The 22,377-nt window shown below is 60.3% G+C and carries 23 protein-coding genes, 1 tRNA gene and 1 pseudogene; 12 read left to right on the top strand and 13 right to left on the bottom strand.

The window, feature by feature from the left end:
- Positions 1 to 73: 73 nt before the first annotated feature.
- Positions 74 to 826 carry a methyl-accepting chemotaxis protein gene (locus ACYASU_RS14955; RefSeq protein WP_442969493.1) on the top strand — a complete coding sequence of 251 codons (753 nt, stop codon included), beginning with the start codon at positions 74 to 76 and terminating at the stop codon, positions 824 to 826.
- Positions 827 to 832: 6 nt separating this feature from the next.
- On the opposite strand, the pseudogene ACYASU_RS14950 reads toward ACYASU_RS14955, so the two are convergent.
- Positions 833 to 1,344, bottom strand: a pseudogene (locus ACYASU_RS14950) (cysteine hydrolase family protein).
- Between ACYASU_RS14950 and ACYASU_RS14945 the strand changes: the two are divergent.
- Complete coding sequence (locus ACYASU_RS14945; RefSeq protein WP_463583249.1) at positions 1,243 to 1,464, top strand: hypothetical protein; 222 nt, start codon at positions 1,243 to 1,245, stop codon at positions 1,462 to 1,464. The pseudogene ACYASU_RS14950 and the gene ACYASU_RS14945 sit on opposite strands and share 102 nt — an antisense overlap.
- A 178-nt stretch (positions 1,465 to 1,642) precedes the next feature.
- On the opposite strand, the gene ACYASU_RS14940 is transcribed toward ACYASU_RS14945, so the two are convergent.
- Complete coding sequence (locus ACYASU_RS14940) at positions 1,643 to 2,566, bottom strand: LysR family transcriptional regulator (RefSeq protein ID WP_463583247.1); 924 nt, start codon at positions 2,564 to 2,566, stop codon at positions 1,643 to 1,645.
- Positions 2,567 to 2,685: 119 nt separating this feature from the next.
- On the opposite strand from ACYASU_RS14940, the gene ACYASU_RS14935 reads away from it, so the two are divergent.
- Together ACYASU_RS14935 and ACYASU_RS14930 are read left to right on the top strand one after the other, a co-directional pair.
- Positions 2,686 to 3,435 carry a 3-oxoacyl-ACP reductase family protein gene (locus tag ACYASU_RS14935; protein WP_463583241.1) on the top strand — a complete coding sequence of 250 codons (750 nt, stop codon included), beginning with the start codon at positions 2,686 to 2,688 and terminating at the stop codon, positions 3,433 to 3,435.
- Positions 3,436 to 3,599: 164 nt separating this feature from the next.
- Positions 3,600 to 3,689 (top strand) — tRNA-Ser (locus ACYASU_RS14930).
- Between the two features lie 142 nt (positions 3,690 to 3,831).
- Here ACYASU_RS14930 and ACYASU_RS14925 read toward each other — a convergent pair.
- The 3 genes from ACYASU_RS14925 to ACYASU_RS14915 are packed head-to-tail and all read right to left on the bottom strand — an operon-like array spanning position 3,832 to position 5,187.
- Positions 3,832 to 4,284 carry a hypothetical protein gene (locus ACYASU_RS14925; RefSeq protein WP_463583240.1) on the bottom strand — a complete coding sequence of 151 codons (453 nt, stop codon included), beginning with the start codon at positions 4,282 to 4,284 and terminating at the stop codon, positions 3,832 to 3,834.
- On the bottom strand, positions 4,262 to 4,657 hold the full coding sequence (locus tag ACYASU_RS14920; protein WP_463583239.1) for a polymorphic toxin type 44 domain-containing protein: 396 nt from the start codon (positions 4,655 to 4,657) through the stop codon (positions 4,262 to 4,264). Before ACYASU_RS14920 ends, ACYASU_RS14925 begins: the two co-directional genes overlap by 23 nt.
- A 29-nt stretch (positions 4,658 to 4,686) precedes the next feature.
- The gene (locus tag ACYASU_RS14915) at positions 4,687 to 5,187 is read right to left on the bottom strand and encodes an Hcp family type VI secretion system effector (protein WP_463583238.1); all 501 of its coding nucleotides are present in this window, start codon (positions 5,185 to 5,187) and stop codon (positions 4,687 to 4,689) included.
- A gap of 743 nt (positions 5,188 to 5,930) precedes the next feature.
- Between ACYASU_RS14915 and ACYASU_RS14910 the strand changes: the two genes are divergently transcribed.
- The 8 genes from ACYASU_RS14910 (at position 5,931) to ACYASU_RS14875 (ending at position 12,465) form a co-directional block, all read left to right on the top strand.
- Positions 5,931 to 6,425, top strand: a complete 495-nt coding sequence (locus ACYASU_RS14910) for a helix-turn-helix domain-containing protein (RefSeq protein WP_192175023.1) — start codon at positions 5,931 to 5,933, stop codon at positions 6,423 to 6,425.
- A 67-nt stretch (positions 6,426 to 6,492) separates the two neighbouring features.
- Positions 6,493 to 6,927 carry a DUF4124 domain-containing protein gene (locus tag ACYASU_RS14905; RefSeq protein ID WP_463583237.1) on the top strand — a complete coding sequence of 145 codons (435 nt, stop codon included), beginning with the start codon at positions 6,493 to 6,495 and terminating at the stop codon, positions 6,925 to 6,927.
- 163 nt (positions 6,928 to 7,090) lie between these two features.
- Complete coding sequence (locus ACYASU_RS14900) at positions 7,091 to 7,489, top strand: YybH family protein (RefSeq protein ID WP_463583236.1); 399 nt, start codon at positions 7,091 to 7,093, stop codon at positions 7,487 to 7,489.
- Between the two features lie 186 nt (positions 7,490 to 7,675).
- Entirely contained in the window at positions 7,676 to 9,178 is a 1,503-nt protein-coding gene (locus ACYASU_RS14895; protein ID WP_463583235.1) for a purine-cytosine permease family protein, read from the top strand.
- Between the two features lie 192 nt (positions 9,179 to 9,370).
- On the top strand, positions 9,371 to 9,664 hold the full coding sequence (locus ACYASU_RS14890; protein ID WP_122537871.1) for a DUF6388 family protein: 294 nt from the start codon (positions 9,371 to 9,373) through the stop codon (positions 9,662 to 9,664).
- 139 nt (positions 9,665 to 9,803) lie between these two features.
- Positions 9,804 to 10,493, top strand: coding sequence for a crotonase/enoyl-CoA hydratase family protein (locus ACYASU_RS14885; RefSeq protein ID WP_463583234.1), 690 nt, complete (start codon positions 9,804 to 9,806; stop codon positions 10,491 to 10,493).
- A 152-nt stretch (positions 10,494 to 10,645) separates the two neighbouring features.
- Positions 10,646 to 11,401: a lysophospholipid acyltransferase family protein gene (locus ACYASU_RS14880; RefSeq protein ID WP_346628297.1), complete on the top strand. Its 756-nt coding sequence runs from the start codon at positions 10,646 to 10,648 to the stop codon at positions 11,399 to 11,401.
- Between the two features lie 92 nt (positions 11,402 to 11,493).
- A complete protein-coding gene (locus ACYASU_RS14875) occupies positions 11,494 to 12,465 on the top strand; it encodes a magnesium and cobalt transport protein CorA (RefSeq protein ID WP_463583233.1) in 972 nt (323 codons plus the stop codon).
- A gap of 234 nt (positions 12,466 to 12,699) precedes the next feature.
- On the opposite strand, the gene ACYASU_RS14870 is transcribed toward ACYASU_RS14875, so the two are convergent.
- The 8 genes from ACYASU_RS14870 to ACYASU_RS14835 form a co-directional block, all read right to left on the bottom strand.
- Positions 12,700 to 13,422, bottom strand: a complete 723-nt coding sequence (locus ACYASU_RS14870; protein WP_463583232.1) for an amidotransferase — start codon at positions 13,420 to 13,422, stop codon at positions 12,700 to 12,702.
- A gap of 149 nt (positions 13,423 to 13,571) precedes the next feature.
- Positions 13,572 to 15,713, bottom strand: coding sequence for a 3-hydroxyacyl-CoA dehydrogenase NAD-binding domain-containing protein (locus tag ACYASU_RS14865; protein WP_463583231.1), 2,142 nt, complete (start codon positions 15,711 to 15,713; stop codon positions 13,572 to 13,574).
- A 67-nt stretch (positions 15,714 to 15,780) separates the two neighbouring features.
- Positions 15,781 to 16,986 (bottom strand): acetyl-CoA C-acetyltransferase, encoded by a 1,206-nt coding sequence (locus ACYASU_RS14860; protein WP_463583230.1) that lies wholly within the window; start codon positions 16,984 to 16,986, stop codon positions 15,781 to 15,783.
- A gap of 805 nt (positions 16,987 to 17,791) precedes the next feature.
- The gene (locus ACYASU_RS14855) at positions 17,792 to 18,646 is read right to left on the bottom strand and encodes a transglutaminase family protein (RefSeq protein ID WP_463583229.1); all 855 of its coding nucleotides are present in this window, start codon (positions 18,644 to 18,646) and stop codon (positions 17,792 to 17,794) included.
- Positions 18,643 to 19,602 (bottom strand): alpha-E domain-containing protein, encoded by a 960-nt coding sequence (locus ACYASU_RS14850; RefSeq protein ID WP_065989404.1) that lies wholly within the window; start codon positions 19,600 to 19,602, stop codon positions 18,643 to 18,645. Before ACYASU_RS14850 ends, ACYASU_RS14855 begins: the two co-directional genes overlap by 4 nt.
- 12 nt (positions 19,603 to 19,614) lie before the next feature.
- Positions 19,615 to 21,024: a circularly permuted type 2 ATP-grasp protein gene (locus tag ACYASU_RS14845; RefSeq protein WP_074891898.1), complete on the bottom strand. Its 1,410-nt coding sequence runs from the start codon at positions 21,022 to 21,024 to the stop codon at positions 19,615 to 19,617.
- A 454-nt stretch (positions 21,025 to 21,478) separates the two neighbouring features.
- A complete protein-coding gene (locus ACYASU_RS14840) occupies positions 21,479 to 21,817 on the bottom strand; it encodes a ribonuclease E inhibitor RraB (RefSeq protein ID WP_192175034.1) in 339 nt (112 codons plus the stop codon).
- 249 nt (positions 21,818 to 22,066) lie between these two features.
- Complete coding sequence (locus tag ACYASU_RS14835) at positions 22,067 to 22,303, bottom strand: hypothetical protein (RefSeq protein WP_192175035.1); 237 nt, start codon at positions 22,301 to 22,303, stop codon at positions 22,067 to 22,069.
- Positions 22,304 to 22,377: the final 74 nt, after the last annotated feature.

Below are 22,377 nucleotides of genomic sequence, written 5' to 3'. Positions count from 1 at the left end.
CAGGACCAGCGAGCAATTGCGCCACAGCGTGGTGGACGTCACCCGCGTGGTCGACAGCACGTCCACCCGTGCGATGCAGCAACAGCAGATGACTGACATGGTCGCCACCGCTGTTCATGAAATGGGCCTGACCGTGCAGGAAATCGCGCGAAATGCGGGCGCCGCTGCCGACGTCTCGCGTAGTACCCATCAGGAAGCGATGTCCGCGAAAAAGGTGGTGGGTGAATCCCTCGGGCATATTCAGAGCATGTCCGACGGCGTCGGCACGGCGGCTGGCGCGGTGGAAACCCTGGCGACGCAGATTTCCACCATCGATCAGGTGCTCAGTGTCATTCGCAGCATCTCCGAGCAGACCAACCTGCTGGCGCTGAACGCGGCCATCGAAGCGGCCCGTGCCGGCGAGATGGGCCGGGGCTTCGCCGTGGTCGCCGACGAAGTTCGCACCCTCGCCGGCCGTACCCAGAGCGCCACCTCGGAGATCCAGCAAATGATGGGCGAGCTCAAGAGCGGTGCCGATCAGGCCGTCACCTCGATGCGCGCCGGACAAGCCGCGACCGGTACCGGCGTCGAAGCCAGCCGTCGCACCGGTAATTCGCTGGATGCGATTGCCGGCCATGTCGAAGAACTCACCGATCGCAACCAGCAGGTCGCCGCCGCCACCGAGGAACAGAGCACCGTGACGGAAGAGATCAACCGCAACGTGCAAGGCATTGCCGACCTGGCCCAGTCAACGGTCAGCGATGTCAAAGCCTGTCGGGAAGATTGCCTGAAGCTGTCGGAACAGGCCGAACACCTTGGGGCGCAGATGGCGCGCTTCCGTCTCTGAACACGGTCACGGTGCGCAGGCGCGCAAAATAGCCTCGGTCGCCACCACCTGCGCGTACTCACCGTGCAGGTTGGCCAGCGACATGGCGTGGATGTCCTCGGCAGTGCGTGGCTGACCGAAGAAGTCCGCGCCGTCGAAGGTGAAGCAGGCGTCATGGGGCACGATGACCTCGAAACCGAGATTGCCGCCGGTGCGCGCGTCGACTCCACGGAGTTGTTGGTCACCACGCCGACAATCACCACCTGATTGATCCCGTCCGCACGCAACCAACCTTCCAGCGCCGAATGGCAGAACGCATCGGCCACCTGTTTGTGCAGCTCGCCTTCGTCGTCCCACGGCATAAACGCCGGTTGAAACTCGACACCTGATTGCTGCGGCCAGAACACCGACTCCGGTGAGCGGGAGAAATGCCGCACATGAATCACCGTTCGCCCGCTGTCGCGCCAGGCGCTCAGCAGTTCCAGCATCCGCTGCTCGGCGTCAGGGTTGTTGCGCCGCCCCAGCTTGGGATGGTTGATGCCCTGCTGCATGTCGATGAGGACCAGCGCGGCTTTCGGTTGGATGTCCACTGCTCTTCCTTTCATGACTGGAGGGGCGTACCCCGCCTTGCTGATTGTTTGACGCTGAATTCACTGTGACCGCGCTCTCTGTAGGAGTGAGCTTGCTCGCGATGCCATTTTTTCAGCGACATCAATGTCTGCTGAAAGAACCTCTTCGCGGGCAAGCGCGCACCTACAGATATTTTGTCGCTCACTGACCGCAATCGCGAGCAAGCTCACTCCTACGGGGCTGCGTCAGCAGCTATTGTTTGCCTAATTAAACGGCACTGAAATGCTGCGCCCATTGCTGTTCGGCGAACTGCTCGATGATGAAGTCGACGAACGCGCGGGTCTTGCCCGGCAGTAATTTGTGCCCACTGTAATAGATGGAAATGTTGCCGTCCTCGACATACCACTCCGGGAGCACCCGTTGCAGCGCACCGTTGCGCAGGTACGGCAGGGCAAACGGCATGCTCACCAGCGCGACGCCCAGACTTTGAGTCGCCGCGCGGCAGGCAGCCTCGGAATCGCTCAGGGTCATGCGCACCTTCATGCGCAATGGGCTTTGCTCATGACTGCGATGGCTCAACGGCCAGGACCGAATCCGCCCGGTTTGCGGCGAACGGATCAGAATGCCGTCACAGTCGTGCAAATCGTCCGGGTGCGTGATGCCTTCGTGGGCGTCCACCCATTCCGGCGACGCCACCAGCACGCGGTGAGCGGGCGCCAGTTTGCGCGCGACAACGCCCTGGGGCAGATCGAATCCACCGCCGATGGCGGCGTCGAAGCCCTGCCCGATCAGGTCAACCTGCCGGTTATCGAAATGCCAGTCGGGGGTGATGGCCGGATAGCGCTGCAGAAAATCGGCCAGCAGCGGCACCACATACAGGCAGCCGAACATGGTGCCGACGCTGACTTTCAACGTGCCGGCGGGACTGCCCTCGGCGCTGGCCAGGTTGGCGACAGCGTTCTGGATGGTGTTGAGGCTGGCGCTGACTTCGCCGAGAAACCGATGGCCCGCTTCGGTCAGCGTCAACTTGCGCGTGCTGCGCTGGAACAGTCTCACGCCCAGCTTCGCCTCAAGTTTGGCGACGCTCTTGCCGACGGCAGCGGGGGTCAGGCTCAGGCGCCGCGCCGCCTCGGCAAAGCTGCCGACCTCGGCACTGCGAACGAAACATTCGATGCTGTTGAAGTTCTCCATGGCACTCACTCACAACTTCCGGTTTACACAGACTATCTCGATTCCCGGCTACCGCGCGGGTAATCGTCGGCAGATACTCGTGCCCATCCACCCACTCCTCACATTCATCGGAGATCGACATGACGCATCCCACCAATTTGATCGGCAAAACAGCACTGGTCCAAGGCGGCTCACGCGGCATCGGCGCTGCGATCGTCAAACGGCTGGTCGAACAAGGCGCAGCAGTGGCCTTCACCTTCGTCAGCTCGGAAGCCAAGGCGCAAGAGTTGCAGGACAGCATCACCTCAGCCGGCGGCAAAGCCCTGGCCATCAAGGCCGACAGCGCCAACGCCGAAGACATCCGCAGCGCCGTCGCCAAGACCGTTGGAACGTTCGGCGGCCTCGACATCCTCGTCAACAACGCCGGTGTGCTGGCCATTGCGCCGCTCGACGAATTCACCCTCGAAGATTTCGACCGAACCCTGGCCATCAACGTACGCAGCGTGTTCATCGCCAGCCAGGAAGCGGCGCGGCACATGAAAGAAGGCGGTCGCATCATCAACATCGGCAGCACCAACGCCGACCGCATGCCCTTTGCCGGTGGCGGCGTCTACGCCATGAGCAAGTCGGCGCTGGTCGGCCTGACCAAAGGCCTGGCCCGCGACCTCGGCCCGCGCGGCATCACCATCAACAACGTCCAGCCCGGCCCGGTCGACACCGACATGAACCCGGCCGACAGCGACTTTGCCGAAACACTGATGGGCCTGATGGCCGTCCCGCGCTACGGTAAATCCGAAGAAATCGCCGCCATGGTCGCCTACCTCGCCGGCCCCGAAGCGGGCTACGTCACCGGCGCCAGCCTGACCATCGACGGCGGCTTCGGCGCCTGATCCCGGCGCTCTCGCCTTCAACGCAAAGCCCCGGACCTTTATGAGCACAAGGGGCTTCGCGCTTTTTGCTTAACCGCATGAAAATTCTGAAAAAAAGTTTTGCCTTCGCCAAAGCTTTCGACTACATTAGCGCGCCTCGACAGACTGAACGTCTGAAGAGATACGGTGAAGTGTCCGAGTGGCTTAAGGAGCACGCCTGGAAAGTGTGTATACAAGAAATTGTATCGAGAGTTCGAATCTCTCCTTCACCGCCACATTAAAAAGATCCCCGCAGCGCTTATGGCGTGCGGGGATTTTTGTTTGTGTCGCATTCCTGATTAGCCGGATTGTCGAGGCGGCGCGAGCCAGCGAGCTTGGCTGCGTTTCTCAACCATTGACCTGTCCGCCCCCCATCTCTCAGCCGCGCTCATCCTGCTGGCTCAAGCTCACCCGATAAGACTGAAGCCCGTCAGTCTGCGTGTATTGCTTGCTGAAGTAGCGATAGACCGCGCCCTTCACAGTGATTCCGACGCCGTTAGCCGTATCACGGAGCACCACGTCCTCAAGGGAACTGTCGGTGATCATGAATGACTTCCGCTTGTTCAGTTCCTTGAGTATCTCCTTGTCAGAGCCGGGAATCGGGCTGCTGAGATAAAACCGCAAGGTGTCCAGATCGGTAGCGGGTGCGCCGTAGTAAGTGACGTACACCCATGCTCCGCGCTTGAGCTGATGTTTGAGCACCAGGTCATCTGCATCAGCAACCCCGCCCGACAGGTGTTCGAGCAGATAGTAGATAAGCAGCACGCTCAGCAACGCCCAGAAAAGGAGCTTATAGGGGATGCTGGATTTAGTATCCTTTAGATTTTGCATACTCAATACCTTGCATTATCCAATATTGATCCTTGGGATCATCCCCGTAGGGAGCTCGCCAATACCATACGCCCCAATCCTCCTCAGCGCTTTGGGTGCCCGCATTTTGCTGAGCGAACCCTGCTGCCCGTAACAGAATTTGATCAGACAACTGCCCACCTCTGCCGACGGCGCCATAATGGAAATTACCAAAATCCTCCCACTCTGGGTGTTTCTGTTTGAAATCCCATGGCCCGCGATTACGGACTTGATGGTAAAACCAACTCATGAATGCGCCGACAGCCGGGTCCTTTCTCCACTGTTCATTTGCCAGCTTTATATTTAGGTCGATATTGACTTGAGATGGCATTGCTTTTGGCAGCTCAAAATTCATACTTTTGCCCTGATCAGCCGCGAATTCAGTCAGCAATAAATTTTGTTGCCAATCGCATCCCAACCCCCTGCGATCTGGCCCGCACTCTGTCCACTGGCCCGACTCTGCTTAGAATAAATAAGCTTGATACGTCCGTAATTCAAAGCTATCAACTCACCTGGAAATGCATCACGTCTCCCCCCATTGCCGGTAAGGGTGAATGCGCTAATAATGACTTCCTCGAGCACCACCTCCAGATATTTCACTTTCGGATCACCGGCACGAAATACATGCACTGATACCTGTTTGAAATGCTTACCACTGCAGCAGGCTTCATGAAGTTTTGCGGTGGCATTGTCTACAGCCTTACGCACCATAAAATCTCCCATATAAGCGCGACCCGAAGTGGCGCCTCCCGCTGAAGTGGCTGTTGCAGAAGCTGTCTGATTGGCAGATACGTCGAAGTCCTGCAACTCAATCCAATTTTCGTACCCTTCGGAAAGCGTTTCACCACTAATACCTTCGATTTGCAGATAGGCCTCAAATGACACTTCCAACTCCTTATTCACACCTTATTAATAGGCCGAGGAAAACACAAATATCGGGACCCGTGAAGTGAGCCAGTGCATTTTCAGAAAAAGTACGGATGCATGCCAGTCGTTGCTTATGAGCGCCCAGAATAATTAAACAGCTCATAAACAGTACGTTTATGAAAATGCCTTCAATATGAACATCTCGTTCAACAACTCTACTTAGCGTGGTTAAGGTTGGCTTATATTTTTTGTGCTCTGCACCAGCTTATGATGTTCTGCTCAATGATGTGATCTAGCTCGCCGCTGCCCCGTCAGAGAACTCGACGTAAAACCCCGTACTGTTTTTCGGATCAGGTTGATTCAGCACAAAGCTCTATCCACTGTCGTAGCCCAAGCTATCGGCGTCTGGTTTAGCAAAAGCGGAGGTGCTGATAACCTCGGAATCTTCCCTGAGACAGACGGAGGCCCGCCATGGGTTGCCCCCGCTTGCGCCCTATTCCATCCGCCCTCCCACCCTGCAAACGACCACGTGACCCCACCCACCGGACTAACTAGAATCGTCCCGCGTTGATTTTTCCACGCAAAGCGTCGGAAAAATCGCCATTTGGGTGTCTTAGCAGCTAAGGTCTACCCGTCGTACTGTGAATGACTTCAATTCCCGTACACGACTAGCGCTACACACAAAAAAACAGTCCGTATTCCGGCCCCCATTGCGCACCCGCGAGAGACACACGCAGGGTGCGAATTCGCAGGAGAAGGTGATGAATGGCATCGGCAAACGTTTGCGCCAAGAAAGAAAACGTCTGAAATTGACACAAAGCGCACTGGGCGCCATTGGTGGCGTGGAAGCCAACGCTCAGGGGCATTACGAAAGCGGGCAGCGACTGCCCAGGGCGGATTATCTGTTCAAGATCGCCGCCGCCGGCGTGGACATTACCCGCGTCGTCACGGGAGTAGAGGCCTCGGCGCGCGTTGAATTGCCCTCGTTTTCGACGATGCAGACCCATGAGGAGTCGGAGAGTGAAGCCGATCTCGACAGCTCGGAAAGCATGGTGAAAATCATCAGCCAATTGCGCCAGAGCCTGTGGATCACGGCGAATGCGTTGTGCGAAGTGACCCGACTGGTTGACTCCGAAGCGCCGCGCTCGAGCGCCGATCATGTCGAAGATCACCTGAAGGTGTTGCAGGGTGACGCTGATATGTTCGCGGCCCTGGCGTTGGCGAAAGTCCAGAAAGCCGCCCACGAAACCCACTGATCCCGATCAGGGTCACTGACAATTGCACCTCCCGGATGGTAGCCTTGCGCCATCCAGGGAGGTTTCGATGATCCGATTTCCAGCATTGTCCGCAGCGATCATGACGTTGCTCTTGTGCGGCGTGGCAAATGCCGACGTATTCAAGTGCGTCGCCGCCAATGGCGCGATCAGTTTCGCCCAAAGCCCTTGCCCGACCTACGTGGGCGAATCCACAGCTCTGCGCCCGCCTCCGTCTCGACTTTCCAGCGAATGGGAAGAGACCGACTTCCCCTATCGCCTGAACAAGAACGCTACCGAGATTTTGCAAGTCAGCCGGCGCAGAAAGCTGATCATCACCAACGAGCGTGAAATCGCCGATCGCCTGCAGAGCATTCGCCCGCCGCCCCCTGGCCTGCCCTCGACGTGCGTCGCCCCTCGCTATGAAAGCGCCTGCTTCGATCCTTCCGGCGGCCGTATTCGTCAGCCCGTCAAAAGCGGCCTGATGAAATCCTCGGGAAACTGACTGCGCACCGCTGCTCACCACTTGCAGCTTGTCGCTTAAGGCTTGCCGCTCACCATTACTTCTCAATTTTCTGAACTAAGTTTTTACCGGCGCCGATGTGACGCCCCGTGAGAGCTGCTTACAGTCGGGTCCCATCGCCAGAATCACAAAAAACGAGCCGGCCATGACCTCCACCGACACCCGCCACGACGCCGTTCAACACGCCGCACAAGCGCTGATCGACGCGTTCGCCCGCAACGACACCGAGACCTACTTCGCCGCACTCGCCGAAGACGCCACCTTCCTCTTTCACTCCCTCCCTGCACCCCTGCTGTCACGCGCCGCTTACCGCGATGTGTGGGCGGGCTGGCAGGCAGACGGCTTTGCGGTGCTCGGTTGCCAATCGCGCAACGTGCACATCAGCGTCCAGGGTGATGTGGCGATTTTCATGCACGACGTCGACACCCACGTCCGCTTCGGCGATGAAGAAAGCCATTTCAGCGAGCGCGAAACCATTGTTTTTCGGCACTATGGCGCGCGCTGGCTGGCCTGCCACGAACACCTGTCGGTGGAAACGGGCTAGCCCGGACGTGCCATCAAATGTCGAGTGGCCCTGAGAGGCTGCCGCCCGCACAACCCACTGCTTGACCTGATTCATGGTCGCAATGCCGACCACTGCCAATGCCACGATCGGGTTCACCGGTCGAGATAACGGGCCAGCGCTTGTGCGCCGGCCTTATAACAACACGACAGTGCGCAGGAACATCCCATGGCTCACCCCACCACCACGATCGAAACCTTCGGGGTCGAACAGATCCCTGACCATCAGCGCGACGCTGCGCCCCTCGACCTGTTTCGTCTGACCTTCGGCGGCGCCAACACTTTCGCCACGGCAGTGTTGGGCAGCTTTCCGGTGCTGTTCGGCCTGTCGTTCCAGGCCGGCGTCTGGTCAATCCTGCTGGGGGTCGTGCTCGGGTCGATCATCCTTGCACCGATGGGTCTGTTCGGCGCCCTCAACGGCACCAACAATGCGGTTTCTTCCGGCGCGCACTTTGGCGTTCACGGGCGCATTGTCGGCTCGTTTCTGTCACTGCTAACGGCGGTGGCGTTCTTCTCGCTGTCGGTCTGGAGCTCGGGCGATGCGTTGATCGGCGGCGCCAAACGCATGGTCGGCCTGCCGGAAAACGACATCACCCTGGCGCTGGCCTACGGCGTTTTCGCCGTGCTGGTGCTGGTGGTGTGCATCTACGGTTTCCGCTTCATGCTGTGGGTCAACAAGATCGCGGTGTTCGCTTCAAGCCTGTTGTTCCTGCTCGGCCTCTTTGCGTTTGGTGGCAGCTTCGATGCGGGCTTCGCCGGCACGGTCAATCGGGGCAGCGAGGGCTTCTGGGCGGCGTTCATCGGGGCGGCGCTTCTGGCGATGAGCAATCCGGTGTCGTTCGGCGCATTTCTCGGTGACTGGTCGCGCTACATCCCACACCAGACATCGAAAAAACGCATCATGGCGTCAGTGTTTCTGGCACAGATCTGCACGCTGATTCCGTTTCTGTTCGGCCTGTGCACCGCGACCATCGTGGCCACCCAGGCGCCGCAGTACATCACCGACAACAACTACGTCGGCGGCCTGCTGGCAGTCTCGCCCAGCTGGTTCTTTCTGCCGGTGTGTCTGATCGCGATCATCGGCGGGATGTCGACCGGCACGACGTCGCTCTATGGCACCGGGCTGGACATGTCGAGCATGTTTCCGCGCCTGCTCAATCGTGCTCAGGCAACGATTCTGATCGGCATCGCGGCCATCGCTTTCATCTTCATCGGCCGTTTCGCGTTCAATCTAGTGCAAAGCGTCTCGACCTTCGCGGTACTGATCGTCACCTGCACCTCGCCGTGGATCGTCATCATGGTGCTCGGCCTGATCGTTCGCCGTGGCTTCTATCACCCGGCGGACCTGCAAGTGTTTACGCGGGGTCAGAGCGGTGGCCATTACTGGTTCGAACACGGCTGGAACTGGCGCGGCCTGGGCGCGTGGCTTCCGAGTGCGGCGGTGGGCCTGTGCTTCGTCAACTTGCCGGGGCAGTTTGTCGGTCCGCTGGGCAATCTGGCGGGCGGCATCGACATCAGCCTGCCGATCACCCTTGGCCTGGCGGCGCTGCTGTACATCACTTTGCTGCGCACCTTTCCGGAACCGATTGGCGTGTATGGCCCCCACGGCCCTCACCCGCTGCTGGGTGATAACGCACACCGCAATGTGAAGAAGCCGATGGCGATCGGTTGATATTCCGACGCCGTTGACCGAGGGCTCGCTGCAAAGCGGGCCCTTTTTGTTCGGCGGCCTGCGCACGGGGCTACCCCGACCGACGGGGCGTGTACCGCTGGCGCCAGTGATTTACATCACGCACAATCGCCCCTCACCTCAGCATCCACCCACAGCAACACGTCAGCTCGACCCATAGGAGATCACCCCCGCATGAACGCAAACGACTGGACCGAAGCTGCCTTGGCGAAGTACATCGTGACCAATCCGATGTTGCAGGCTGAGATCCAGGATTTGAGCCCGAAAGAGCAGCAACAGCAGACCCTCTGGGCCTTCGAAGACGAAGCCGAAAATCTGGGCATCCCGACCTGGGAGCTGGCGCTGACTTTCATTGCCGAAACCCCCGAGCAGTTGAAGGAGTTGCGCCTTGCTGCACACAAGGAAGCGGCCGAGGCACTGGACATGGACTGGGAAGAGTACTGCGAACTGAACGAAGTCGAGGTTTAACCGCGCCCTCTCCGCCCGATCTCAGGGTCGCCAGGCCTGGCGACCCGCCCCCTGACTTGCCAGTCATCCTTTGCGCTTTACCTTGCCCTGCCGGGTGGGTAACGTCTGCGCCACTTCAAAACAAAAAAGGACTCGCTACATGAGTGATTTGGTCGCCTATCAACTGGATGACGGCGTTGCGACGCTGACCCTGGCCAACGGCAAGGTCAACGCTATCAGCAACGAGGTGGTCGCCGCGTTCAATGCCGCACTCGACCGCGCCGAGCAGGACCGCGCCGTGGTGATCATCACCGGCCAGCCGGGGATTCTCTCGGGCGGGTACGATCTAAAAATCATGACCTCGTCGCCGGAAGCCGCCATGGCCCTGGTCGCCGAAGGCTCCACGCTGGCGCGGCGCATGCTGTCGTTTCCGTTCCCCGTGGTGGTCGCGTGCGGCGGCCATGCTGTCGCGAAAGGCGCCTTCCTGCTGCTGTCGGCGGATTACCGCATCGGCGTCGAGGGTCCGTTCAGCATTGGTCTGAACGAGGTGCAAATCGGCATGACCATGCACCACGCCGGCATCGAACTGGCCCGTGACCGCCTGCGCAAAAGTGCCTTCGGCCGCTCGGTGATCTGCGGCGAGATGTTCGACCCCAAGGGCGCGCTGCAAGCCGGCTTCTTCGACAAAGTGGTCGCCCCGGAAGAACTCACCGAAGCCGCGCGCACCGTCGCGCTGCAGCTGAAGAAGATCAACATGCGCGCCCACAAGCAGACCAAGTTGAAAGTGCGCAAGGAATTCCTCGAGACCCTCGACCGGGCCATCGAGCTGGATCGTCAGATCCCGCTCTGAGGCATCACCGACAACGCGCTGCATTCCCCTGCAGCGCATTCCCCCGAAACATCCCGTTAAATTCCTGACCCTCCGCCCGGCCCGTGGCCGATTGCCGATTCCAGTGCACATCCGTACACTGCGCGGCTTTTCGCCTACCGGGTGGTTTTTGCATGCTGTTCGTATTGCGTATGTTGTTGATGGGCCTGCACTTTCTTGTCGCTGGCGCGCTGGGTCTTTTGCTTGGCTTGTGCCGCCCCTTCAACCCTGACAACAGCCGCCTGTGTGCTCGCCTCTACGCCCTCCCCGCCATGGGGATTCTCGGGCTGCGCCTGAATGCGCAGCTCAGCCCGCAGTTCGAGCACGCCAGGCCTTGCGTGATCATCTGTAATCACCAGTCCAATTACGATCTGTTTGTCCTCGGCAACATCGTGCCGCCGCGCACGGTCTGCATCGGCAAGAAGAGCCTCAAGTGGGTGCCGTTCTTTGGCCAGCTGTTCTGGCTGGCGGGCAACGTGCTGATCGATCGCGGCAACCCGCAGCGGGCACGCCGCGCCATTCTCCAGACCACCGAAACCCTGCAGCACAAAGACACTTCAATCTGGGTGTTCCCCGAAGGCACACGCAACGAAGGCGCGGAGTTATTGCCGTTCAAACGCGGCGCATTTCAAATGGCGATCGAGGCCGGCGTGCCCATCGTGCCCGTGTGCGTAAGCACGTACGTGCGCAGCATGGATTTGAATCGATGGAACAGTGGCGAGGTGATCATCCGCACGCTGCCCGCGATCCCGACAGCGGGCCTGACCAGCGAAGACATTCCGCAGCTCATCGGGCTCTGTCACGGTCAGATGCAGACCTGCATCGCCAGCATGGACGCGCAGGTCCGCGGGTCCGCTGCTGCCATCCGAACAGACGCTGAACAGCACTGAAAAAACCTGCGAACTCGTTTAAATCCGCCGACTCTGATCAGGGAGCGCGCTAAGCTGCGCGTCAGTTTTTCCTAAAAGAAGAAGCAGACATTATGGGTCGAGTGGTTGCCGCTGCCGTTTACAGTGCCGGAAAGAAAGTCACCAACATCTCCCTCGACGAAGGCGCGGCCTGGGCGGCGAAACCCGGGCATTTCGTCTGGATCGGCCTTGAGCAGCCAGACCTCGAACAACTGACCACGCTGCAGCGGCAGTTCAATCTGCACGAACTGGCCATCGAAGACGCGCTGGAAGTCCACAGCCGGCCGAAACTGGAGACCTTCGGCGACGCGCTGTTCATCGTGACCTACGCGCCGATCCGCGAGAACGGCAAGCTGATCTTCATCGAAACCCACATCTTCGCGGGCAAGGGCTACGTCATCACCTCGCGCAACGGCGATTCGAAGTCCTACGGGGTGGTGCGTCAGCGCTGCGAGGCTCGGCCATTGCTGCTGGAGCACGGGGAAGACTTCGTCCTGTATGCGCTGCTGGATTTCGTCACCGAGAACTATCAGCCGGTCACCGAATCGATTCACTGCGAGCTGGAAGAGCTTGAGCACAACGTGCTGCGCAAGGACCTCAACGAAGCCGACATCCACCGCATCCACGCCCTGCGTCGTGACCTGCTGCGCCTGCGCCGTTACGTGGCGCCGATGGTGGAGATTGGCGAGGAGTTGCAGAAGCTGAGCTTTCCCTTCATCGACAAGAACATGCGGCCGTACTTCCGCGACGTGGAGATCCACGTCAAACGGCAGATGGAAGACCTCTCCAACCTGCGCGACATCGCCAGCCAGACCATCGAAATCAGCCTGCTGCTGGAGTCTTCGCGGCAGAGCCTGACCCAGCGCAAATTTGCCGCCTGGGCCGCGATTCTGGCTTTCCCTACCGCCATCGCCGGGATCTACGGGATGAATTTCCAGAACATGCCGGAGCTGAGCTGGCATTACGGGTATTACATGGTGTTGGGCGTGATCGTCGGCGGGTGCGGGATTTTGTTCGCGAGCTTCAAGCGGTCGGGTTGGCTTTGACGGGTTGGCGCGCCATGGTATTGAATCTTCAATGACTCACCGGGTGCTCCCACGGGGCTCGGCGTAGGGACTGACGAACTCTTAATCTGTGGGAGCGAGCTTGCTCGCGAAGACGGCGTTTCAGCCGCCGGAGATGTAGCGGATGCTCCAGCCTCTTCGCGAGCAAGCTCGCTCCCACAATTGATCGTTCGGCAGATGCACCTGCGTGGCTGCAAAATGAGCGCAACCACGCTGTCAGATTACCGGACGCTTGTTTGCCACAAACCGCATCATCCATTCCGCCACCGCCGTGCCGTGGTGGTCTTCTTCCAGGCTGGCGATGCCCTTCCCGTAGACCTGCTCACCCAGCGCGTCCTGACGGATGTCGAGCAAGGTGCGCGAGTAGTCGTGGATGAACTCCGGATGACCCTGGAAGCACAGCACCTGATCGTTGATGTGATACGCGGCGAATGGGCAGAACTCACTGGTGGCAATGACCGTGGCGCCTTCGGGCAACGCCGTGACCTGATCCTGGTGGCTGATTAGCAGCGTGAGTTTGTCCAGCGCCGGCGTCATCCACGGTTGGGTGGGTGCAAGGTTGTAATGATGAATGCCGACGCCCCAGCCTTGGGATGCGCGCTCGGTCTTGCCGCCCAGCAGCAGCGCCAGCAATTGATGGCCGAAACATACGCCCAGCAATTTGTCGCCGCGCTTGTAGCGTTCGAGCAGATACGTCTTGAGGGTTTCGATCCATGGATCGGTGCCGAAGGAATCGGCCTTGGAGCCCGTGATCAGATAGGCGTCGAATTGCTCGTCATCCGGCGGGTAATCGCCGTGCATGACGTTGTAGACGACGAACTCCGCAGGCACCGGCTGTTGAGCAAAGAGTTTTTCGAACATCCGCCCGTAACCCTGGTATTGATCGACCAGCTCCGGGCGAAGTACGTCGGTTTCCAGAATGCAGATGCGTAACGACATAAAAATTCCTGAAGCGACAAAGCGAAAATGCGTGGGCTCAAGCCTGCCTTGAAGGCCGGGGCAAGGCAAGGCCCAGTTGTGGCCGCCCGCTGTCGTCAACTGGACCCTCGCTGTCCCAACCCTTGATATGGCACAGCGAAGAGTCTTCGCTAGAACAGCGTCCCCTCTTCGGCTTTCTCCAATAGCAACGCAGGCGGCTGAAAACGTTCGCCATAGCGCTCGGCCAAGGCCCGGGCACGGGTGATAAACGGCTTCAGCCCGTATTGATTGACGAATTGCAACGCCCCGCCAGTCCAGGCCGGAAAGCCGATGCCAAGCATCGAACCCACGTTGGCGTCCGCCGTCGATCGCAGCACACCCTCCTCCATGCAACGAACGGTTTCAAGGGCCTGAATGAACAGCAGGCGGTCGCGAATATCCTGGCCGCTGATCTGTGCGTCGGGCTTCTCAAACCGGGTTTTCAACTCCGGCCACAAGTGCTTGGGTCCGCCGTCGGGGTAGTCGTAAAAACCGCCGCCGGAGGTTTTCCCTGCGCGATCGAATTCATGCAACAGCTGCTCGATGACCGCGTCGGCCGGATGCCCGGCCAGCTCAACGCCCTGCTCGGCCAGGTCCTTGCGCGTCTGCTGGCGAATCTGGCTCATCAGCCGCAACGATACTTCATCGGACACCGCGAGCGGCCCCACCGGCATCCCGGCCTTGCGCGCCTCGGTCTCGATCATCGGCGCACTGACGCCCTCGCCGAGCATGGCAATGCCTTCGTCGGCGTAGGTGGCGAACACCCGCGAGGTGAAGAAGCCGCGCGTGTCATTGACCAGAATCGCGGTCTTGCCGATCTGGCGAACGAAGTCGAAGGCCCGCGCCAGGGTCATGTCGTTGGTGCGCGCGCCCTTGATGATTTCCACCAGGCGCATCTTCTCCACCGGGCTGAAGAAATGCAGACCAATGAAGCGCTCCTGCCGGCTGATGGCGCTGGCAAGGCCTGTGATTGGCAGCGTCGAGGTATTGGACGCAATCACCGCATTGGGCACGACCACTTGCTCGGCGGCGGCGCTGACCTGAGCTTTCAACTCGCGGTTCTCGAACACCGCCTCGATGATCAGGTCGCAGCCTTCAAGGTCGCTGTCGCGGCCTGTCGGCTTGATACGGCCCAGCACGGCATCGCGCTGAGCCTCGGTGATGCGGCCTCTGGCAAGCTGCTTGTTCAGCAGTCGCGCCGAGTAATCCTTGCCCTTCTGTGCCGCGGCCAGATTGATGTCCTTGAGGACCACGCTGACGCCCGCCACCGCCGTGACATAGGCAATGCCGCTGCCCATCAGCCCGGCCCCGAGGATGCCGACCTTGCGCATGTTGAACACCGGCGGCGCCTTGGGCCGCGCCTCTGCGGCCTTGACCCGGTTGAGCTGAAACCAGCTGCCGATCATGTTCTTGGCGACAGGTCCCGTGGCGAGCTCGGTGAAGTAACGCGCCTCGATTTTCTCCGCTGTATGGAAATCCACCTGGGCGCCTTCCACGGCTGCGGCCAGGATCTTCTCCGGCGCCGGATAGCAGCCCCAGGTTTTGCTGCGCAACATCGACGGCGCGATGGCCAGCATCTGCGCCACTTTCGGGTGCGCCGGCGTGCCGCCGGGCAATTCAAACCCTGGTTGATCCCACGCTTTGATCGGCGCCGGATTGGCCAGAATCCATTCACGCGCCTTGGCCATCAGGTCATCGGCATCGCTGGCCAGTTGATCGATCACACCTGTTTTCAAGGCGTGCTCGACGCCCATTGTCCGGCCTTCCATCAGCAACGGCAGCGCTTTCTCCAGCCCCAACATGCGTACCAGCCGCACGGTGCCGCCCCCGCCCGGAAGCAAACCGAGGGTGACTTCCGGCAAGCCCAATCTGACCTGGCCGCCATTGATTGCGATGCGATGGTGACAGGCCAGGCACAGCTCCAGCCCGCCGCCCAATGCAGAACCCTCGATGGCGGCCACCACCGGTTTGCCGAATGTTTCCAGCGCGCGAAGCTGGGCCTTGAGGTCCATGGTCATCTGGTAGAAGGCGGCGGCGCGGGTGGCGTCGACCTGACTCAGCTCGTTGAGGTCGCCGCCGGCAAAGAAGGTCTTCTTCGCCGAGCGGATGATCACACCGGCGATGGCCTCTCTGTCCGCCTGCAGGCGCTCGAGGGTTTCGGCCATGGCCTGGCGATACGCCGCGTTCATGGTATTGGCTTGCTGGCCGGGCATGTCGAGGGTCAGCGTAACGATCTGATCCGTGCCGGTTTCGTAGCGGATGGCATCGCTCATGCGGTCGTTCTTCCTGAAACGGTTATCGGGTAAAGGCGGTCGGCGTAGCGGTTATCGTGCTCCACGTTCATAACCGCTCGATGATCGTCGCGATGCCCATCCCGCCGCCGACGCACAGCGTCGCCAGGCCGTAACGCAACTGCCGGGCTTCCAGCTCGTCGAGCAGCGTGCCGAGAATGATGCAGCCCGTGGCGCCCAGCGGGTGGCCGAGGGCAATCGAGCCGCCGTTGACGTTGACCTTGTCGGGGTCGACACCCATGTCCTTGATGAACTTGAGCACCACCGAGGCGAAGGCTTCGTTGACCTCGAACAGGTCGATGTCATCAATGGTCAGCCCCGCCCGCGCCAGGGCTTTGCGCGTGGCGGGGGCAGGTCCTGTGAGCATGATGGTCGGATCGGTGCTGGTCACCGCCGTGACCACGATGCGCGCCCGCGGTCGCAGTCCCAGGGCCTGACCTTTTTGCGCGGTGCCGAGCAGCATCAACGCGGCGCCATCAACGATGCCGGAGCTGTTACCCGGCGTGTGCACATGCTCGATGCGTTCGACATGGCTGTAGACGCGCAGCGCCGTGGCGTCATAGCCCATTTTGCCGATGGCCTCGAAACTCGGGCGCAGGTTGCCCAGCGCCTCCAGTGTGGTGTCGGGGCGGATGAACTCGTCATGGTCGAGCAAAAGCAGGCCGTTCCGGTCCCTGACCGGCACCAGCGAACGGCGAAACGCACCCCGCTCCCGGGCCAGCGCCGCCTTGTGCTGGGATTGCACGGCGAACAGATCCACGTCATCGCGGCTGAAGCCTTCGAGGGTGGCGATCAGATCGGCGCCGATCCCCTGAGGCGTGAAGTGGGTGTGCAGGTTGGTGTGCGGATCAAGTACCCAGGCGCCGCCGTCGCTGCCCATCGGCACGCGCGACATCGACTCGACGCCGCCGACCACCACCAGATCCTCGAACCCGGAACGGAGCTTCATCGCTCCCAGATTCACCGCTTCAAGCCCCGACGCGCAGAACCGGTTGATCTGAACCCCGGCCACGCTGACGGCCCAATCGGCGACCAGCGCTGCGGTTTTGGCGATGTCGGCCCCCTGATCGCCGATGGGCGTAACGCAGCCCAGCACAATGTCATCGACGTGGTGGGTGTCGAGGTGATTGCGCACTTGCAGTTCTTTCAACAGCCCTGCCACCAGATCCACCGGTTTGACGCTGTACAACGCGCCATCCGGCTTGCCCCTGCCCCGCGGCGTGCGCAAGGCATCGTAAATAAACGCTTCGGTCATGCTGTCCTCGCTAAACCGATGATCTGTCTTCTTATATGTCCGGCCGATAGTCGAACTGTCATAAGAGCACTATCTATCACAAGCGATATCACAGAGCGCGCTCTTCCGCCGGATCGATTGACAGGGTAGCTGGTTGTGAGAAGTTTCGGACTCGGACGAACGGTAGCGGGCTACTGAACATCGCCGCCGGTGGATGCAGGTGTCTAGAAAGGGAATCTTTGAGTGATAGCTACTCGCCAATCTTGCGAGTGTTATAACCGTGCGGTTTGATAAGCCTCAACGATATAAGCCGCAGGGCACGCGGGCTCTAAGGTTAAGTCAGTAGCAGTGGCGCCATAACAAAATCGATTCACCCAGCGCCCGCCGTCCACGATCTGCTGATCGGGGCACCTGCTCTTTTGCCTCACCTTTGCCAACCCCCCGCCTTGGTCTCGACCAAAGCCCATGGGTTTCTGTCGCTCAGGAATAACAAGAAAAGGCATTTACCATGTTCAAGTTCAAGTTCAAGCGCTCGAAAATACGTCAGGCCGGGCTTATCGTTTTCGCCACTACGCTGCTGCTGATCTTGCCGAACATGACACGGTTGTTTGGCTGAGCAGCCTGCGCTCGGCACGTGCAGTATCCTGCGACGGCGTCGCCTGATTTCCTGTCTCCTACAGGGCGAACGCCGGCGGCATCGGTATCACGTCGCTATGTCGGGGAGTCTCTTCTTTTCTGTGGCGGGGGAAGTGGCTGCCTGGCGCACTGAATAGCGCGCACGTGGTGGGAAGGCGGCCGAGCTGAACGCCCGACCGCTAGGGACTGATCAACCCTGGCGTTGCACCTGAATCATCGGCGCCGGGACGGGCTTTTTCTTCGCAGCGGCCGGGACAGCAATCGGCGCTGATGGCGATACGACCACCTTGGCGTGCATCTGCTCGCAGCCACCGCCACGGCGCATGCCGCGCACCGGGCAGGCGTCCAGGTAATCCAGGCCAACCGCCAGCTTCAGATGCCGTTCCGGGATCGCCAACTGATTGGTCACGTCAAAGCTGTACCACGCGTCGTCAATCCACGCTTCTGCCCACGCATGGCTGGACAGGTGTTCGCTGCTGTCACTGTAGAGATAACCCGACACATAGCGCGCCGGCACCCCGAGACTGCGGGCGCAGGCCAGAAACGCGTGGGTGTGATCCTGACAGACGCCAACACGGCTGGCGAACGCTTGGGCGGCGCTGGTATCGACGGCGGTCGAGCCCGGCGTATAGGTGATGTGCTCGTTGAGCGCGTGCATCATATCGATCAGCGCGGTGCGGTCGGTGCGCTTTTGGGTCTGCCCGATGGCAAAGGCGCGAATCGCTTCGTCAGCCTCGGTCAGGCGGGTGAAGCGCAGAAACGGCAGCGACGACTGAGTCTCGTGTTCCGCCTCACGCTTCTCGTCGATCTCGACCTGGCCGCGCGCACCGATGACGATGGCTTCGTGGGGTTCGTCCAGGGTCAGCACGTGGAGAATATTGCCGAACGGATCGATCTGCGCACGCACCGGGCGCGGCAATGCCAACTGCCAGCTCAACACCTGCTGGCGCTCGCTGTCGTGGGGGGTCAGACGCAAATACTGGATGCTGGCGCGGACCTGATCGTCGTAGTGATAGGTGGTCTCGTGGCTAATTGAGAGTCTCATGCAGCCTCCAGGTAAGAAGTGTGAATGACGCTACCCAGTTGGGCCAGAAGTGGAATGAATTCGTTCAACCACTCATGCAGGCCTTCATCGAGGATCTCGTCGATGCCGGTGTAGCGCAGGCGAGCGTCCAGCTCGGCGGCCAGACGCTGGGCGGGACGGCCATTGGCCCCGGGCAGACTGGCGAGAATGATGTCCAGCTCCTCCAGACACGCACGCAATGAGCGCGGAATGTCCGCACGCAACAGCAGCAATTCGGCGACCTGACGGGCACCCGGTGCATCGCGATAAACCTCCGTGTACGCCTCGAATGACGACAACGCGCGCAACAGCGCACTCCATTGATAGTAGCCAGCGGCGGAACTGTCTGCCGCCGCGTTGGCGGACGGGCCGCGCAGTTCGAGCATTTCATAACGCGCATCGAGCATGCGCAGGGTGTTGTCGGCGCGCTCGATGAACGTCCCCAGACGAATAAAACGGAACGCGTCGTTGCGCATGATGGTGCCGTAAGTCGCGCCGCGGAACAGGTGCGAACGCTCCTTGACCCACTCACAGAAACGGCTCATGCCGTAGCGGCTCAAACCCTGCTCGGCGATGCCGCGAATTTCCAGGTACGTGGCGTTGATGTTTTCCCACATGTCCGCAGTAATGCGCCCACGCACCGCATGGGCACTGGCCCGCGCCGCACCCAGGCAACTGAAAATGCTTGCCGGGTTTTCGGCGTCCAGCGCGAAAAAGTGCAGCAAGCGCTCGGCGTGCAGGTCGCCGTGGCGCTCCAGGTAATCGTCCAGGGTTCCGGTGATCAGCAGGGGCATGGCGATTTCATTCAGGCCATCCCCGCGTCCGTCCTGGGGCATAAGCGACAGCGAATAACTGACGTCGAGCATCCGCGCGAGGTTCTCGGCGCGCTCCAGGTACCGCGACATCCAATATAAATCCGAGGCAGTTCTACTTAGCATTGGCAGGCATCCTTAATCCTCGACCACCCAGGTGTCCTTGGTTCCGCCACCCTGCGACGAGTTCACCACCAGCGAGCCTTCGCGCAAGGCAACACGCGTGAGACCACCGGGCACTACACGGGTTTCGCGGCCAGCCAAGACGAACGGGCGAAGGTCGATGTGGCGCGGGGCGATGCCGTTCTCGACGAAGGTCGGACAGGTCGACAGGCACAAGGTCGGTTGCGCGATATACGCGTGGGGCTTGGCTTTGAGCCGCGCCCGGAACGACTCGATTTCGGCAGCGGTGGCAGCGGGGCCCACGAGCATGCCGTAACCGCCGGAGCCCTGGGTTTCCTTGACCACCAGATCGCCCAGATTGGCGAGCACGTGGGACAGCTCTTCGGGCTTGCGGCACTGCCAGGTCGGCACGTTCTTGAGGATCGGTTCTTCGTCGAGGTAGAAACGGATCATGTCGGTGACGAAGGGGTAGACCGACTTGTCGTCAGCCACGCCGGTGCCGATGGCATTGGCCAGCACCACATTGCCCGACCGGTACGCCGCCAGCAGGCCCGGCACGCCGAGCATCGAATCCGGATTGAACGCCAGCGGATCGAGAAACGCGTCGTCGAGCCGGCGGTAAATCACGTCGACCGCTTTCGGGCCGTCGGTGGTGCGCATGAACACGCGGTCATCGCGCACGAACAGGTCAGCGCCTTCTACCAGTTCGACGCCCATTTCCCGGGCCAGAAACGCGTGCTCGAAAAACGCGCTGTTGAAGCGCCCGGGGGTCAGCACGACGACGCTGGGGTTATCCAGCGGGCTCGAGCTTTTCAGGGTGTCCAGCAACAGGTTCGGGTAGTGATCGATCGGCGCGATGCGTTGCGCGGCAAACAGTTCGGGGAACAGCCGCATCATCATCTTGCGGTCTTCGAGCATATAGCTCACGCCGCTTGGCGTGCGCAGGTTGTCTTCGAGCACGTAATACGTGCCGTCGCCGTCACGCACCAGATCGACGCCGGAGATGTGCGAATACAGGTCGCGATGCAGATTCAGGCCCTGCATCGCCAACTGGTATTGCTCGTTGGCAAGGACCTGTTCGGCAGGAATGATCCCGGCCTTGATGATGCGCTGATCGTGATAGAGGTCAGCGAGAAACATGTTCAGCGCCTTGACGCGCTGAATGCAGCCGCGCTCCACCACCCGCCATTCGCTGGCCGGAATGCTCCGCGGAATGGTGTCGAAGGGGATCAGCCGCTCGGTGCCCTGCTCGTCGCCGTACAGCGTGAATGTGATCCCGGCGCGATGAAACAATAAATCGGCCTCACGCCGACGCTGAGCGAGCAACTCAGGCGGCGCTTCCCCCAACCAGCGGGCGAATTCCCGATAATGCGGACGAACTATGCCGCCCGCATCGTACATCTCGTCATAAAAGGTGCGGATCATGCCGTACTCCTTGTCACCATGGACACCAGAGCCTTCGCAAGGCCCGTGCCATCGGCATAAACGCTTTAATATCAATGGGTTGAATTAAACAGCCGGAGCGTCCGCACCATTCCTGTGCACGATGCGCCCTAACCCGTTCCCCGACGCTTCATGGCGAAGCGTCGTTCACTTTGAAAATCTATCGCTGGCATAGCGACAGTTCATTTCCGTCCGGTTCAGGGGCTGAGCATAATCGCCCCATACCGCAGACCAACCCGCCAGGTCACACAAGGCGATTGGCTCGAAACCTTATTGGCAACGCCACCCGATATTCCCTTTCCGCCGCTCCCAAGAGAGCGGCTTTTTTTTGCCTGTGATTCAGCTCGGTGCATCTCCCGCTCCACACTTGGTCATGGAGGCGGGAGACAATTTCCAACGATCGGCGCCTCGCTTCGGCGCATGACGGTTGATCAGCTCAATGAAGGCGCTTGAGCTCCTGTTTGACGCCCCAGCCTTCAACCTCCCCGTCCAGACCGAAAATTGCCGTCTGGAAATCCTGCTCGAAGTCGCCTATCCCGTCGTACGTTGCGTACATCAACTTGCTCAGTTCCAGGTGCCAGGCACCGTCTTCCAGTGCATTGAGCTGGACATTCACTGACTCGCCACGAAATTTTTCCGCAGCCTGACGCGCCCGGTCCTCATCCGGAAAGGTGGCATAGAACTCGATGGGGTGAATGCGTGCGAAGTCGAAACCGCCTTCTTTCATGCAGCGCAGAACATGGCTGCTGATGTCTTCTTGATAGGCTGTGCTCATGAAACGTCCTCCTATGCAACGATAGATAGAGTTTCAACTATCCCGAAACACCCCTCGATGGCGAGGCGTGTAACGGCAGGTCATCTGCCGCCCGGGACTCAAGCATGTCGCTGACAAGGCCGGTGCGTTTTACAAAACGGGCATACGTACGCGAGCGGACTCGGGTAGATGCATCACCGACCTCGATCGCAGAGTACGCCCATTGCCAGTGCGTTGCCAATTGGCAGGATGGCGGGCAATGCAGGCTTCTTACGAAGCCTCGATGATGGAGATGATCTGTACCGCGTTCTGCTCTTTGAGTGTCTTCACGGTGGGCTCCGCAGTGCGACCGTCGAGGTCGTTCAGATCAAGATCACTGGCGACCGGAAACAGGATCGGGCGGAGTTGCTGCGCAGCCTCTTCTTCACTGGGACGGTGATCGGATTCAAGATCGAGGGTTTGCTGCACACCGTCTTTGTCCAGAAACGAAATAGTCCACACTTTCATCAATGTCTCCTCAGTAAAGGCCTGACAACGGCCTGATGATCTTGACCCTTGCAGCGCAACGACGTTCAACCCGA

Source organism: Pseudomonas sp. HP_12, from assembly GCF_055283955.1.
Note: the sequence above shows the minus strand (reverse complement) of the source record. Positions and strands in the feature narration are given on the sequence as shown.